Genomic DNA, 15716 nt, shown 5'->3' with positions numbered 1-15716 from the left:
GCGCGCAACGCTACGCGCTCAGGGGCTCGGGCGCTCGGGCGCTGATGTGCTCAGGCGCTCCGGGCGGTGGTGCCGAGGTCGATCGCCGCACCGGCGAGGTCGGCCGAGCGATCGAGGTCGTGCATCCAGAGCGGGGCGGATGCCGCGAGCAGGCCCTCGGCCGACAGTGCCGCCGCGGCCGCGGCATCCGTCTCGTCGACGAGCCATGCGTCGAGCAGGCCGCCGTCGCGCCGGAATCCGTAGTGCCGGCCGACCGCCTCGGCGCTCGTCTCGACGCCGATCGCGGGCAGGCAGGCGTCGGCCATGCCGCGCACGACCTTGCCGCCGATGATCGGGGAGACGCCGACCACGGGAGCCGCGGTCGCTGCGAGCGCCTCGCGCATGCCCGGAACGGCGAGGATCGTGCCGATCGAGACCACCGGGTTCGACGGGGCGATGAGCACGAGGTCGGCGTCGGCGATCGCCTCGACGACGCCGGGCGCCGGGCGGGCCTCGGCGAGGTTGCGCTGCCGGAAGGCGAGCGCGGGCAGCGTCGCGCGGTACCTCGTCCACCACTCCTGGAAGTGCATCTCGCGCTCGCCGGTGCCGGAGCCGGAGCCGGAGCCGTCCTCGGAACCGGATGCCTCGGGGTCGGCCACGAGCACGTGCGTGTCGACCTCGGTGTCGGTCGCCGGGATGAGCCGCACGCCGAGCGGCCATCGCCGCTGCAGGCGCTCGCCGACCTGCGAGGGGGTGAGCCCGTCGCGGAGCCATGCGGTGCGGGCGAGGTGGGTGCCGAGGTCGAGGTCGCCGAGCGTGAACCACGGCCAGCCGACGCCCCACTCGCGCAGCTCGGCCGAGACGCGCTCGGTCTCGCCGGCGCGACCCCAGCCGCGCTCGGTGTCGTTGACGCCCGCGAGCGAGTAGAGCAGCGAGTCGAAGTCGGGCATGAGGCGCACGCCAGAGAGCCAGATGTCGTCGCCGGTGTTCACGATCACGGTGACGGATGCCACGGTGCCGCCTTCGCCGCGCCGTCCTGAGCCTGTCGAAGGGTCGGGCCACCGCCTCGCGCATTCCTCACGCACGCCGCGCACGAAGCGCGACCCTCCGACGCCGCCCGCGAGCACTGTGATCCGCACTCGGCAAGCCTAAGCGGCGGCCGGAGTCGCGCCGCCCGCACGGTGCGCACCGACAGCCACTCCATGTCCCCCGAACTGGCTGCACCCGATCGCGCAGAACGTGAGGAATGCTCTTGACGCTCCAGGGCTCGACTGCTTGTCTCGGGATGAGTTCCCCGCGCCAGACCACAGGAGGTCGGGATGTCCGAACGCGTCCCAGGGCACCAGGCGAGCCGGTCGCGCCTCGAGCGTGGCGCAGGAGCGCCGCGCCGCGGCATCCGCTCGCTCACGCCCGTGCGAACCGTGCTCGCCGCGCTCGCGACCGCCGCGCTCATCGTCTTCCCGCTCGCCGCGCCCGCGAATGCCGCGCCGCCCTCGTTCGTCGAGCCGCCGACGCGCCTCTACATGGCGCCGGCCGGGTCGCTGCCGGTGAGTATTCCTGACGGATTCCCGACGATCATCCCCGAGGGCGACCTGCCCTTCGATGGCGAGACCGACCTCATCTCACAGGACGTGCGCACGATCGAGGTCGAGTCGGGTGAGGTCGGATGCGCGCTGGCGGCGCCCGACTGGAACCAGGGCGGATGCACCGCGGTGCAGCTCTCGGTCTCGCACGGCACGCTGACGTTCGACCCGCTGCCGACCCAGGAGGACGACGGCGACAGCCCGTTCGACGTGCTGAAGTTCGCCGACGGCGCGCTCGAGCGCGACAAGGACGAGCTGAGCGACCTGCCGGCCCCGGCCGTTGCGCTCATCGGCACGACCGCCCAGGTGAACGCCGCGCTCGCGACGCTCGTCTACCTGCCCGACCCCGACGAGGATGACGACGGCACCGAGGACGACCCGTATTACTACAACGGCTCGAATCCCGAGACGCTCGACGTGACGCTCGCCGCCGGCGACCCCGCGATCGGCACCGCCTCGATGGAGGTCGAGATCCGGGTGCAGAAGATCAACGAGTTCCCCGAGGTCGAGGTGCCCGACGAGGTGTTCCAGGTGCCGTCGGGCGGCACGGGGTTCCTCGGCGACGCCGGCGACGACATCGGTCAGCCCGATGAGGAGGACTGGAACGTCCTCGACGAGGACAACGACGAGCAGGACGACAACGACACCATCGACGGGCCGGGCGACGAGTGGCTGCTCATCGCGTGGGCCGACTGCGGCACCTTCGCGATGCCCGCGTCGCCGTTCACGATCTCCGACGATCTTGAGCAGCTGTTCGAGGACGCGCTCGACCTCGGACTCGAGCCCGACCCGGCCGACCCCGAGTACGCCGAGTACCAGACGAACAAGACGGCGCTGATCGACGCCGCGATGGCGGCGCTGCCCGACGAGGTGAAGAACCTGCCGTTCGCGACCGGCAACCCGAGCGACCCGCACAGCGCGTTCGCCGGGGTCGTGAGCGGGCTGAACGCGATCGACAGCCTCAACTACGCCCTCGACCAGGTCGAGTTCCAGGCGACGGGGCTCACCGACACGACCTGCACCGTGCGGTTCCTGGTCTCCGACCTCGGCAACAACGGCCTGCCGCTGCAGTACCTCGGCGACCCGCCCTACGGCATCCAGGTGCCGTTCTTCGGCTTCGACCTCGACACGAACGACTTCCCGACCACCGAGAAGGTCGTCGTCGAGGTCGGCGAGGGCGAGACCATCGAGGTGTCGCTGCCGACGGATGTCTCGGTGCCCGAGGGTGGCGCGACGACGGTGCCGCTCGTGGTGTCGCCGACGACGCACCCGGCCTTCGACGTGACGATCTCGACGTCCGCGGTGCCGCCCACGAGCGCCGCCGACTTCTCGCCCATCGCCGCGCAGACCTTCGCCGTGCCGGAGGATGCCGCGTCGATCGACATCCCCGTCGATGCGCTGCAGGACGGCGACCTCGATCCGGGGGAGACGTACACCGTCTCGATCGACGGGTTCCCGGCCGACCCGCCCGGGTACGACGTGACGATCACCGACCCGACGGCGCTGGTCACGATTCTCGACGACGAAGTGCCGACCGACACGACCCCGCCGACGGTGACGATCGAGCAGGGCGCTGCCCAGGCCGACCCGACCGGGACCTCGCCGATCGTGTTCGAGGTGGAGTTCAGTGAGCCGGTGACCGGGCTCGAGAACACGGATGTCGTGCTGAGCGGTTCGGCGAATCCGACGACGGCGGTCCTGTCGGGTGCAGGAGCCTCGTACACGGTTGAAGTGTCGGGCATGAGCGCGAACGGGCTGGTCGTCGCGGATGTCGTCGCGGCAGCGGCCGAGGATGCGGCGGGCAACCTCTCCGAGGCATCGACATCCGAAGACAACGAGGTGACGTTCTCGGGTGTCGACGAGGTGGCGCCGACGGTGACGATCGAGCAGGGAGCCGCGCAGGCGGATCCGACGAGCACGTCGCCGATCGTGTTCGAGGTGGAGTTCAGCGAGCCGGTGACCGGGTTCGAGAACACGGATGTCGTGCTCTCCGGTTCGGCGAACCCGACGACGGCGGTCGTGTCGGGCGCTGGTTCGTCGTACACGGTCGAGGTGTCGGGCATGAGTGCGAACGGGTTGGTCGTCGCCGAGGTCGTCGCGGCAGCCGCCGAGGATGCCGCGGGCAACCTCTCCGAGGCGTCGACGTCCGAAGACAACGAGGTGACGTTCTCGGGTGTCGACGAGGTGGCGCCGACGGTGACGATCGAGCAGGGCGCTGCCCAGGTCGACCCGACGGGGACGTCGCCGATCGTGTTCGAGGTGGAGTTCAGTGAGCCGGTGACCGGGTTCGAGAACACGGATGTCGTGTTGAGCGGTTCGGCGAATCCGACGACGGCGGTCCTGTCGGGCGCCGGGGCGTCGTACACGGTCGAGGTCTCGGGCATGAGTGCGAACGGGCTGGTCGTCGCCGAGGTCGTCGTTGCGGCCGCTGAGGACGCTGCGGGCAACCTGTCGGAGGCGTCGACGTCGGTCGACAACGAGGTGACGTTCCAGTACGACGAGGGTGACGTCACGGCGCCGACGGTGACGATCGAGCAGGGAGTCGCCCAGGCCGACCCGACGGGTGCGTCGCCGATCGTCTTCGAGGTCGAGTTCAGCGAGCCGGTGACCGGGTTCACGAATACGGATGTGGTGCTCTCAGGTTCGGCGAACCCGACGACCGCCGCTGTGTCCGGTACGGGAGCGTCGTACACGGTCGAGGTGTCGGGCATGAGTGCGAACGGGCTGGTCGTCGCCGAGGTCGTCGCGGCGGCCGCTGAGGACGCGGCCGGCAACCTTTCGGAGGCGTCGACCTCGGTCGACAATGAGGTCACGTTCGCGGGCGTCGACGAGGTGGCACCGACGGTGACCATCGAGCAGGGCGCGGCGCAGGCCGACCCGACGGGGACGTCGCCGATCGTCTTCGAGGTCGTATTCAGCGAGCCCGTGAGCGGGTTCGGTCCGGCCGATGTCGTCTTGAGCGGTTCGGCGAACCCGACGACGGCGGTGGTGTCCGGAACGGCCGCGAACTACACGGTCGAGGTGTCGGGCATGTCGGCTGACGGTCTCGTGATTGCGGAGGTCGTGGCGGGTGCGGCCGAGGATCTGGCGGGCAACCTGTCCGAGGCGTCGACGTCGGTCGACAACGAGGTGACGTTCCAGTACGACGAGGGTGACGTCACGGCGCCGACGGTGACGATCGAGCAGGGCGCAGCCCAGGCCGATCCGACGGGTGCGTCGCCGATCGTGTTCGAGGTCGAGTTCAGTGAGCCCGTGACCGGGTTCACGAATGCGGACGTCGTGTTGAGCGGGTCGGCGAACCCGACGACGGCGGTCGTATCGGGTGCGGGCGCGAGCTACACGGTCGAGGTGTCGGGCATGTCGGCTGATGGTCTCTCGATCGCCGACGTCGTCGCCGGAGCCGCGACGGATGCGGCGTCCAACCCGAGCGAGGCCTCGACCTCCGAAGACAACGAGGTCACGTTCCAGGTGGTCGTGTCGCCCGATCCGCTGACGATCACGGTGCCCGACGACATCGTCGTCGAGGTGCCGTTCGGCGAGACCGGCGACAACGTGGACTTCGACCCGCCCACGACCACCGGCGGCGTCGCCCCCGTCGACGTCGCCTGCGACGCGGACTCCGGGGACTTCTTCCCGATCGGGGTCACGACCGTGACGTGCACGGCGACCGACTCCGCTCCCGCCGAGGAGATCGTGCTCTTCGCGGTCGTCTCGGACTCGTTCACGATCACGGTCGACGAGGGCGAGGAGCCCCCGCCGACCGGCGGTCCGACGGATCCGGGAACGCCTCCGGGTGGCGGCTCGACCGGCGGTGGCTCGACGGGCGGAACGCCGACCGGCATGGCCTCGACCGGCGTCGAGTCGACGCCGACGCTGCTCGTCGGGCTCGCGCTGCTGCTCGCCGGTGCCGCGGCGCTGCGGATCCGCAGGCGGCGGCCCGCGACATCCGCTCGCGACTGACGACCTGAAAGCCGGAGCCCGGGAGCCCGGAGCCCCGACCGGCGATGCCCGAAGACGGGCGGTCGCCTACTTGCCGATCGAGAGGCCCGCGCGCACGAGCTGCGGCACCGACGCGTCGGGCAGGTACGCGCGCACGAGCCCGACGCCGATGCGGGCGAGGTCGGCGCCGTCGCGGTAGAGCAGGTACATGGGCTCGCCGCGCGGGTTGAACTTCTGCTTGAACCGGTGCAGCGAGCGGAACCCGTAGGCCGGCTCGAGGATGCCGCCGAGCTTGTCGAGGATGACCTCGATCTGGCGCTCGTCGTCGGGCGAGTCGGTTCGGGCGAGCGGCGCCCCCGACAGGGAGAGGAACTCCGCCCCCTCGTCGCGGAAGGCGAGCGCCGACGACCCGATGAGGAACTCCATGACGGGCGGGAACCCGCCGCCGTCACGGCGTCGCATGAGGTCGAGCGTCCATCCGCGGATGCGGCCGCCGGGCGCGTACACGGGCAGCCAGCTCAGGAAGCCCTGCACGGTGCCGTCGGCGGACTCGGCGATCGCCATGCGCACCGCGGGATCGAGCGCCTCGTCGATCGACCCGAGCGTGAAGCGCATCTCGGGCAGGCCCTTGTCGCCCACCCACTGCTCGGAGATCGCCGTGATCTGGGCGCGCACCGCGCGAGGCTCGGCGGCGAGCGAGGCGAACCGGAACCGCACCCCGTCGCGGTCGGCCCGGTTCAGCGCCGTGCGCACCGCACCCCACTTCTTGCCCGTGAACTCGAGGCTGGGCAGGTCGACGATCGTGTCCTCGGCGACCTGCAGGGCGTGCCAGCCCGTCGGCATCGCATCGCGCGCCGCCGACCCCGCGCCGAACACGCACACCACGAAGCCGGCGCGCTCGGCCGTGTCGATGAACTCGGTCAGGGTCTCGCCGAGCTTCTCCGGCTCGGCGATGGGGTCGCCGAGCACGAGCGCGACACCCTGGTGAGTCTGATAGGCGACCACCGTGCCGGTGTCCGAGCCGAAGTAGTGCCGGTTGTCGCGCCACGTCGCCATCCACGAGAGGGCGCCGCCGCCGGCCGTCTGCACGACGTGCCGCACCTCGTCGAGGCGAGCGCCAGGGCGGTCGGCACCGCGGTCGCCGGTCAGCCGTCGCCGGAGCCTGGCGCGGAACGCCCGCGCGCACACCACGAGCCACACGAGCATCACCGCCCACAGGAATCCGGATGCCGCGGCGAACGCGAGCCCCTCGCGGTCGTCGTAGTCGGTGCTGCCGTCGAACAGGTCGGGGTGGGCGATGATGAAGACCGAGAGCGCGCCCGCCAGCACGTTGAACGCGGCCAGGATGACGGCGACGACCCAGGCCGCGCGGTACCCGCCGCGGAGGCCGGTCGCGACGACGACCACGATGATCAGGTCGATCACGACGTCGAGCACGTCGATGCCGCCCACCTGCGTCATGCCGAACGGACCGTACGTCGGCACGATCGAGGCGATGAGCTGCACGACGATGAGCGCGACGATCATGACGAACGCCACCCAGCGCTGCTCGCGCAGCGTCGGCTTGCTGAACGAGCCGGCGTTGATGAGCAGCACCATGCCGACCGCCATCGCGTGCTCGACGTCGGCGATCGTGCCCAGGAAGAGCACGCTCACGAGCGTGAACGCCGTCAGCACGAGCAGGGCCCGGCCGCGCCACGGCGACCCGAGGCTCGCGGCGGCGGCGGTGATGCACGCGAACACGCCGCCCGAGGGGCCGACGTCGACCTGGGTGACGAGCGCCTCGGCCCAGTGCGACCCCATCTCGGCGAAGCCGGCGATGACGATCGCGGAGCCGATGATGGCGATCGCCTGACCGCCGAAGAAGTAGGCGGCGGCCCGGCCGGTGCCGCGCCGGAACTCGAGCCAGCCGACGCCGAGGGCCGTGAGCACGAGCACGAGGTAGCCCCACGGCTGCGCGACGAGGAACGTGCCGGTCAGCGTCGTCCACCAGCGACCGTCGGCGAACGAGGGCACGCCGTAGGCGAACGTCTCGTACCAGTCCGCGTCGGTGATCGGCGCCGTGAAGCCGCCGACCAGGATGCCGACGATCACGAGCGTCGCCAGCAGCACGAGCGTGAACGGCACCCGCGCGAGGAGCCGGAGCGCCCGCCGCGCGGGCGTCGGGGTCGCCGGCGAGGCGTCGGCCGCGTCGGCGGCGGAGGGCCGCTTGCGCGCCTGGTCGGTGTCCTTCACGGCGGCGGATGACCCGCCCTGCACCGTGTTCGTCGAGTCGGTCATCTGGACTCCCCCCATGCGACCGCGCTTTGGGGGCAGACTATCGCAGCGCCTCACTCGCGCGGCAGTCGGAGCTCAGTAGCCGCCCGCCACGAGGTGCGTCGCGGCCGACGCGAGGTCGTCGGCGACCTCGTCGGCCGCGGCGCGCACGGCGCCGACGGTGACGCGCACGAAGTCGCCTCCGGCCCGTTGGCGCATGCCGTTCGCGGCATCCGTCGCATCGGATGCCGCGAGGAACGGCGTGCCGGCCGCCACGCGGATGCCGGCCGCCGCCAACTGCACGAGCGCCGACCGCTCGCCGAGCACCGGCATCCACAGGTTGATGCCGTCGGCGGGCACGGCTGCGACGCCGCGGGATCGCAGGGCGTCGCCGAGCGTGCGCTGCCGCGTGTAGTACTGGCGCCGGGCCTCGGTGACGGTGTTGATGGCCGTGCCGTCGACGAGCAGGTCGAGCAGGATCGTCTGCAGCATGCGCGAGGTCCACCCGGGGCCGAGCATGCGGCGGCCGGCGATGTGCTCGATCAGGTCGCGGGGGCCGCCGAGGGCGGCGATGCGCAGGTCGGGTCCGTGCGACTTCGAGAAGCTGCGCACGTGCACGACCCGGTCGGGCAGCCAGGTACCGAGCGTGACGTCGCCCTCGATGGAGATGAGGCCCGAGTGGTCGTCCTCGATGACGACGAGGTCGTCGACGCGTTCGGCCGCCTCGATCGTGCGGGCGAGTGCCTCGGCGCGGGCGGGCGTCATGGACGCGCCGGTCGGGTTCTGGGCGCGCGGCTGCAGCAGCACGGCGACGGGGCGCTTGCGCAGCGCGGCGGCGAGGGACTCGGGCCGCATGCCGTGCTCGTCGAGGCGCACGGGCACGGGCACGGTGCCGAGCACCTCGAGCAGGTCGAGGAACGGCGGGAAGCCGGGGCTCTCGACGACGACCCGGTCGCCGAATCGCACGACCTGCTCGAGCGTGCGCGAGATCGCGTCGAGGGCGCCGTCGACGACCATGATCGCCTCGGCGTCGCTCGGCCAGGAGTCGCGCAGCACGCGCGCGAGCTGCGGGATCACGGGCTCGGCCTGGTAGCTGCCGGTCTCGGCTTTCGCCGAGACGCGCGAGAGCGCGGGCCCGAGCGCGGGCAGCAGCAGGGGGTCCGGCGTGCCGCGTGAGAGGTCGAGGCGCACTGGGTCGTCGGGGGCCGCCATGCCGCGCATGCGGGGCGCGAGGCGGGCGGATGCCGCGCCGCGCACGAAGCTGCCGGCGCGACCGCGGCTCTCGATGAGGCCGGCGCGCGCCAACGCCTGCCATGCCTGGCTGATCGTCGCCGGACTCACGCCGATGGCCGCGGCGAGTTCGCGCACGGTCGGCAGGCGATCGCCGGCTCCGAGGTCGCCGCCGTTCACGAGCCGGGCGACCTCCCCAGCGATGGCTCGGGGCGACGCGTCGGAGAAGTCGGCGAGGTCGATCAGTCGTTCGGCGTCCACACGAATACCTGACACCACCATTGCCTCCACACGGTGCAAGGGACAGGATGTTTAACCACAGCGTCACAGAGTGAAACAGAAGAGAAATGTTCAAGCCGAACAATAACAGAACGGGTCACGAGCCCAGTCCTCGGCATTCCGTTCGGCAGTTCCACCGGCAGTTCAATCGGTACATCTCGGCGTCGCAGCAGCACCCGATGAACACCTGACACGAGCACCACGCCAGGCGATCCTCGAGTGCACGGCAATGGCGCCGCACGACTCAGGAGAATCTTCATGACGATCGTCAGAGCGGCCATCACGCAGACCACGTGGACCGGCGACAAGGAGTCGATGCTCGACAAGCACGAGCAGTTCGCGCGGGATGCCGCGGCGCAGGGCTCCCAGGTGGTGTGCTTCCAGGAGCTGTTCTACGGCCCGTACTTCGGCATCACGCAGGACCAGAAGTACTACCGCTTCGCCGAATCCGCAGAGGGCCCGATCGTGCAGCGCTTCGCCGACCTCGCGAAGCAGCTCGGCACCGTGATGGTGCTGCCGATCTACGAAGAGGCGCAGACGGGCGTCTACTACAACACCTCGGTGCTCGTCGACGCCGACGGCACGATCCTCGGCAAGTACCGCAAGCACCACCTGCCGCACCTCGACCGCTTCTGGGAGAAGTTCTACTTCCGCCCCGGCAACCTCGGCTACCCCGTCTTCGACACCGCCGTCGGCCGCGTCGGAATGTACATCTGCTACGACCGGCACTTCCCCGAGGGATGGCGCGAGCTCGGCCTGAACGACGCGCACATGGTCTTCAACCCGAACGCCACGAAGCCCGGGCTGTCGAACCGCCTGTGGGAGGTCGAAGGGCCGTGCGCCGCCGTCGCGAACGGCTACTTCGTGCTGCAGCCGAACCGCGTCGGCCGCGAGGACAACGAGTACGGCGACCTCGCCGTCGACTTCTACGGCACGAGCCAGGTCATCGACCCGCGCGGCAACTTCGTCGGCGAGCGCGGCTCCGGCACCGACGAGGAGCTGCTCGTGCGCGACCTCGACCTCGACATGGTGCAGCAGATGCGCGACGACTGGCAGTTCTACCGCGACCGGCGCCCCGACTCCTACGCCCAGATCGCGAAGCCGTAACCCGAGCGCGACGAGACGCGAAGGAGCGAATCATGACCACCACCCTCATCACCGGCGGCACCGTCGTCAGCGCCACCGGGCGCGCGGCGGCCGACGTCCTCATCGACGGCGAGACGATCCGCGCGGTGCTCGCCCCCGGCAGCACCCTGCTCGGAACGGATGTCGCGGCATCCGTCGACCGCGTGATCGACGCCACCGGCAAGTACGTCATCCCGGGCGGCATCGACGCGCACACGCACATGCAGCTGCCGTTCGGGGGCACCGAGGCATCCGACACCTTCGAGACCGGAACGCGGGCGGCCGCGCATGGCGGCACCACGTCGATCATCGACTTCGCCGTGCAGACGTACGGGCAGCGCATCGAAGACGGCCTCGCCTCCTGGCACGACAAGGCCGCGGGCAACTGTGCCATCGACTACGGGTTCCACCAGATCGTCGGCGACGTGAACGCCGACTCCCTGGCCGCGATGAAGCGGCTGCCCGACGAGGGCATCTCGAGCTTCAAGCTCTTCATGGCCTACCCGGGCGTGTTCTACTCCGACGACGCGCAGATCCTGAAGGCCATGCAGGTCTCGCGCGACACAGGCCTCATGACGATGATGCACGCCGAGAACGGCCCCGCCATCGACGTGCTCGCCCAGCAGCTCGTCGACGCCGGCAACACCGACCCGTACTACCACGGCCTCGCCCGCGCCTGGGAGATGGAAGAAGAGGCGACCCACCGCGCGATCATGCTCGCCAAGCTCACGGGCGCTCCGCTCTACGTGGTGCACGTGAGCGCGAAGCAGGCCGTCGAGCAGCTCGCCTGGGCGCGCGACAAGGGCCAGAACGTGTTCGGCGAGACCTGCCCGCAGTACCTCTACCTCTCGCTCGAAGACCAGCTCGGGGCATCCGGACCCGAATGGGGCTCGTTCGAGGGCGCGAAATGGGTGTGCTCGACGCCGCTGCGCTCGCGCGCCGAGGGCCACCAGCACTCGATGTGGCAGGCGCTGCGCACGAACGACCTGCAGATGGTCTCGACCGACCACTGCCCGTTCTGCATGAAGGACCAGAAGGAGCTCGGACTCGGCGACTTCCGCAAGATCCCGAACGGCATCGGCTCGATCGAGCACCGCATGGACCTCATGTACCAGGGCGTCGTCACCGGCGAGATCACCCTCGAGCGCTGGGTGGAGCTGACGTCGACGACGCCGGCCCGCATGTTCGGCCTCTACGGACGCAAGGGCGTGATCCAGCCGGGGGCGGATGCCGACATCGTCGTCTACGACCCGAACGGCCACACGTCGATCGGCTACGAGAAGACGCACCACATGAACATGGACCACTCGGCGTGGGAGGGCTACGAGATCGACGGCAAGGTCGACACCGTGCTCTCGCGCGGCAAGGTCGTCGTCGACGGCGATCAGTACCTCGGCGCCAAGGGCGACGGGAAGTACCTCAAGCGGGGCCTCAGCCAGTACCTCATCTGACCCGGACGACACCCGCTTCTCCCCACCCTCGAACGGAGCCCCCCATGGATTTCGGCGTCGTCCTGCAGACCAACCCGCCCGCCTCGCGCACCGTGCACCTCGCCAAGCTCGCCGAGCAGTACGGCTTCAGCACCGCGTGGACCTTCGACTCGCACCTGCTGTGGCAGGAGCCCTACGTCATCTACAGCAAGATCCTGAGCGAGACGCACCGCATCAAGGTCGGCCCCTTCGTCACGAACCCGGCCACGCGCGACTGGACCGTGACGGCGTCGATCTTCGCCACGCTCAACGAGATGTACGGCAACCGCACGATCTGCGGCATCGGCCGCGGTGACTCGGCCGTGCGCGTCACGAACGGCAAGCCGGTCACGATGTCCGAGCTTCGCGAGTCGATCCACGTGATCCGCGAGCTCGCGAACTCGCGGTCGGTCGAGTACAAGGGCTCCCAGCTGCAGTTCCCGTGGTCGAAGGGCTCCGAGCTCGAGGTCTGGGTGGCCGCCTACGGCCCGCTCGCCCTCAAGCTCACGGGCGAGGTCGGCGACGGCTTCATCCTGCAGCTGGCCGACGTCGACATCGCGAAGTGGATGATCAAGACCGTGCGCGATGCCGCCGAGGCGGCCGGCCGTGACCCGATGTCGATCAAGTTCTGCGTCGCCGCGCCCATGTACATCGGCGACGACCTCGAGCACATGCGCGACCAGTGCCGGTGGTTCGGCGGCATGGTCGGCAACCACGTCGCCGACATCGTCGCGAAGTACGGCATGCACGGCGACGTGCCCGAGGCGCTGACCGACTACATCAAGGGCCGCGAGGGCTACGACTACAACGAGCACGGGCGTGCGGGCAACACCCACACCTCGTTCGTGCCCGACGAGATCGTCGACCGGTTCTGCATCCTCGGCACGGCCGAGGAGCACATCGCGAAGCTCGAGCAGTTGCGCGAGCTCGGCGTCGACCAGTTCGCCGGCTACCTCCAGCACGACAACAAGGAGGAGACGCTGCGGGTCTACGGCGAGACCGTGATCCCCGCGCTCTCCGAGCACATCACGGCCAAGGCATGACCGACGTCGACCTGCGCGACCCCAGCCCGATGGCGGATGCCGCGGGCGCGACGCCGGGGCGCGGCATCCGCTCTCCGGGGTCGAAGGGGTCTGCCGGCGGTGCGCGGCGCGGCGGCCCGGTCGCCCGTCGGCGCCTCGCCGCGGTCGGCTGGGGCGTCTTCGGCGTCGTGCTGCTCGTCGTGCTGTGGGAGGGCTACAAGCTGCTCGCGCCGGCCGACGGCGTGCTCATCGGCGAGACCCGCGTGCTGCCGCGCACGACCGATCTCGCGATGCCGCACGTGTGGGACATGATCGGGCGGCTCGGCGAGCCCGTGACGCGCTCCCCGTCGGCGCAGGCGCTCTGGCTCGTCGTGCTGCTCGCGGCGCTCACGACCCTCGGCATCGCCGCGGCCGGATGGCTGGTCGGCGTCGTCGTCGGCGTCGGCCTCGCGCTCGTGATGCAGCGGTGGCGGCTCGCCGAGTGGGGCCTGCTGCCGTGGATCGTGCTGAGCCAGACCGTGCCGCTCATCGCCTTCGCGCCGATCGTGAAGAGCTGGGGCTCGCGCGTCGAGATCGGCTCGTTCGAGTGGCAGGACTGGATGTCGGTCGCGCTCATCGCGAGCTACCTGGCGTTCTTCCCGATCGCGATCGGCGCCCTGAAGGGACTGCAGTCGCCCGACCGCATCCACGAGGAGCTCATGCAGACCTACGCGGCCGGCTACTGGGCGACGCTCGCGAAGCTGCGGTTTCCCGCGGCCGTGCCCTACCTCCTGCCCGCGCTGCGGCTCGGCGCGGCGAACGCCGTCATCGGCGCGGTCGTGGCCGAGGTCTCCACGGGCCTGCAGGGCGGCATCGGCCGCCTGCTCATCCAGTTCGCCGGGCAGGCCTCCGGCGACCCGGCGAAGGCATGGGGGCCGATCTTCGGCGCCATCGTGCTCGGCCTCGTCGCCGCCGGCTCGGTCGCGCTCCTCGGCGTGATCCTCAAGAACTACCGACGAACGGAGGAAGCCGCATGAGTGCTCCAGAGAACGCTGCCGCTCCTGAGACCCCGGCCACCGCTCCATCGGCGCCCGCTGCCGGCGTGACCGCCGTCGAGGTGAAGGCCGTCGACAAGGTGTTCGAGACGCGCGGCGGCCAGGTGCACGCCCTCGAGGGCATCGACCTCGAGGTCGCGGCGGGCGAGTTCGTGTCGCTCATCGGTCCGAGCGGCTGCGGCAAGTCGACGCTCATGCGCCTCATCGCCGACCTCGACGCGCCGTCGGCCGGTGCGATCACGGTGTTCGGCAAGACGCCGGCGCAGGCGCGCCTCGACCAGGAGTACGGCATCGCGTTCCAGCAGGCCGGGCTGCTGCCCTGGCGCACGGTCGCCGCGAACGTCGCACTGCCGCTCGAGCTGCACGGCGTGGCATCCGCCGATCGCAAGGCCAAGGTCGAGCAGCTGCTCGACATGGTCGGACTCGCCGACTTCGCCGACCGCTACCCCGACCAGCTCTCGGGCGGCATGCAGCAGCGCGTCGCGATCGCCCGATCGCTCGCCGAGCAGCCGCGGCTGCTGCTCATGGACGAGCCGTTCGGCGCCCTCGACGAGATGACGCGCGAGAAGATGCAGTCCGACCTCGTGCGCATCTCGGCCGAGACCGGAGCCGCCGTCGTGTTCGTCACGCACTCGATCCCCGAGGCCGTGTTCCTCAGCGACCGCGTCGTCGTCATGTCGCCGCGGCCCGGCCGCATCCGCGAGATCGTGCCCATGCGGCTCGGGTCGGCGGCGGCGGGGTCGGCTGTCGGCGTGTCCCAGGCGACGACGGTGGCCACGACCGGTGGCGCGGCGCGCGCCGCACGCACCGACGGCCTCCGCGAGGACCGCTCGTTCTTCGAGATGGTCACCGCCGTGCGCGAGGCACTGCACGGCGCCCCGGTCGCCATGGGCGCGCGCGGAGTGGAGACGCGCTGATGACCGCGCACCTGAGCCCGCGCGCCGAGACGACGCTGCGGATCGTGGCGCCGATCACGGTGGGCGCGATCGTGCTCGGCCTCTGGCAGTTCCTCGTGAGCGTCGTCGGGGTCTCGGACTACCTGCTGCCGAGCCCCGCCTCGATCGTCGAGGAGCTCGTCGCCTCGTGGGACTCGATCGTGTCGGCCACGATCATCACCGGCACGAACGCGCTCATCGGCCTCGTCGTCGGATCGCTGCTCGGCATCGCCCTGGCCGCGCTCGCCGCGAGGTGGCGTGTGGTCGACCAGATGAGCGCGCCCGTCATCGCCTCGCTCGCGGTCGTGCCGATCGTGGCGCTGGCGCCCGTGCTGAACTCGATGTTCGGGGCCGACAGCCAGTTCGGCCGCCAGGCGATCGCCGCGATCGCCTCGTTCGTGCCGGTGTTCGTGAACACGCTGCGCGGGTTCCGGCAGACCACGCCGGTGCATCGCGAGCTCATGCGCGCCTACGCCGCGACACCCAGCCAGGTGCTGCGCACGCTCACGCTGCCGACGGCCAGGCCGTTCATCCTCACGGGCATCCGCATCGCCTCCTCACTCGCCGTGATCTCGGCCCTCGTCGCCGAGTACTTCGGCGGACCCCGAGGCGGCCTCGGAAGCCTCATCTCGACGTCGGCCGCCTCGAGCGCCTACGCCCGCGCCTGGGCCTACGTCGTGGCATCCATCGCCCTCGGCCTGCTCTTCTACCTCGCGACGCTCCTGCTCGAGCGACTCGTGCTCCGAACCCGCACCACCACCCCCGACCGCACCACCGGAACCCGCACCACCAGCACCAGCACGCGCTCCACCACCAGCACCACCGTTTCGCACTGAGCCGTTTCGCACCGAGACGTCTCGCACCG

General features: G+C 70.7%; 10 protein-coding genes. 7 read left to right on the top strand and 3 right to left on the bottom strand.

Annotation, left to right across the window (positions count from 1 at the left end):
* Window positions 1-50: 50 nt before the first annotated feature.
* Window positions 51-1118, bottom strand: coding sequence for a 2-phospho-L-lactate transferase (gene cofD / locus ASE68_RS18280; RefSeq protein ID WP_055862916.1), 1068 nt, complete (start codon window positions 1116-1118; stop codon window positions 51-53).
* 180 nt (window positions 1119-1298) lie between these two features.
* On the opposite strand from cofD, the gene ASE68_RS18275 reads away from it, so the two are divergent.
* Window positions 1299-5522: an HYR domain-containing protein gene (locus ASE68_RS18275; protein WP_055862914.1), complete on the top strand. Its 4224-nt coding sequence runs from the start codon at window positions 1299-1301 to the stop codon at window positions 5520-5522.
* 66 nt (window positions 5523-5588) lie between these two features.
* Here the strand turns inward: ASE68_RS18275 and ASE68_RS18270 are convergent, their stop codons facing one another.
* Both ASE68_RS18270 and ASE68_RS18265 read right to left on the bottom strand, forming a co-directional pair.
* Window positions 5589-7781 (bottom strand): bifunctional lysylphosphatidylglycerol flippase/synthetase MprF, encoded by a 2193-nt coding sequence (locus tag ASE68_RS18270; protein WP_055862912.1) that lies wholly within the window; start codon window positions 7779-7781, stop codon window positions 5589-5591.
* 72 nt (window positions 7782-7853) lie between these two features.
* Entirely contained in the window at window positions 7854-9263 is a 1410-nt protein-coding gene (locus ASE68_RS18265) for a PLP-dependent aminotransferase family protein (RefSeq protein ID WP_235481183.1), read from the bottom strand.
* A 261-nt stretch (window positions 9264-9524) separates the two neighbouring features.
* Here ASE68_RS18265 and ASE68_RS18260 point away from each other — a divergent pair, with 261 nt between their 5' ends.
* From ASE68_RS18260 to ASE68_RS18235, 6 genes are read left to right on the top strand one after another with little or no spacing between them, the layout of a single operon-like run.
* The gene (locus tag ASE68_RS18260; RefSeq protein ID WP_055862907.1) at window positions 9525-10373 is read left to right on the top strand and encodes a nitrilase-related carbon-nitrogen hydrolase; all 849 of its coding nucleotides are present in this window, start codon (window positions 9525-9527) and stop codon (window positions 10371-10373) included.
* A 32-nt stretch (window positions 10374-10405) separates the two neighbouring features.
* Window positions 10406-11842 carry a dihydropyrimidinase gene (gene hydA, locus ASE68_RS18255; protein ID WP_055862905.1) on the top strand — a complete coding sequence of 479 codons (1437 nt, stop codon included), beginning with the start codon at window positions 10406-10408 and terminating at the stop codon, window positions 11840-11842.
* Window positions 11843-11886: 44 nt separating this feature from the next.
* On the top strand, window positions 11887-12903 hold the full coding sequence (locus ASE68_RS18250) for a TIGR03842 family LLM class F420-dependent oxidoreductase (protein ID WP_055862903.1): 1017 nt from the start codon (window positions 11887-11889) through the stop codon (window positions 12901-12903).
* Window positions 12900-13898, top strand: coding sequence for an ABC transporter permease (locus ASE68_RS18245; RefSeq protein WP_235481173.1), 999 nt, complete (start codon window positions 12900-12902; stop codon window positions 13896-13898). The genes ASE68_RS18250 and ASE68_RS18245 overlap by 4 nt, the downstream gene beginning before the upstream one ends.
* A complete protein-coding gene (locus ASE68_RS18240; protein ID WP_055862900.1) occupies window positions 13895-14833 on the top strand; it encodes an ABC transporter ATP-binding protein in 939 nt (312 codons plus the stop codon). Before ASE68_RS18245 ends, ASE68_RS18240 begins: the two co-directional genes overlap by 4 nt.
* Window positions 14833-15687 carry an ABC transporter permease gene (locus ASE68_RS18235; RefSeq protein WP_082462490.1) on the top strand — a complete coding sequence of 285 codons (855 nt, stop codon included), beginning with the start codon at window positions 14833-14835 and terminating at the stop codon, window positions 15685-15687. The genes ASE68_RS18240 and ASE68_RS18235 overlap by 1 nt, the downstream gene beginning before the upstream one ends.
* Window positions 15688-15716: the final 29 nt, after the last annotated feature.

Source organism: Agromyces sp. Leaf222 (assembly GCF_001421565.1).
GTDB lineage: Bacteria > Actinomycetota > Actinomycetes > Actinomycetales > Microbacteriaceae > Agromyces.
The sequence above is the reverse complement of the archived record's forward strand: the minus strand, read 5'-3'. Positions and strand labels throughout refer to the sequence as shown.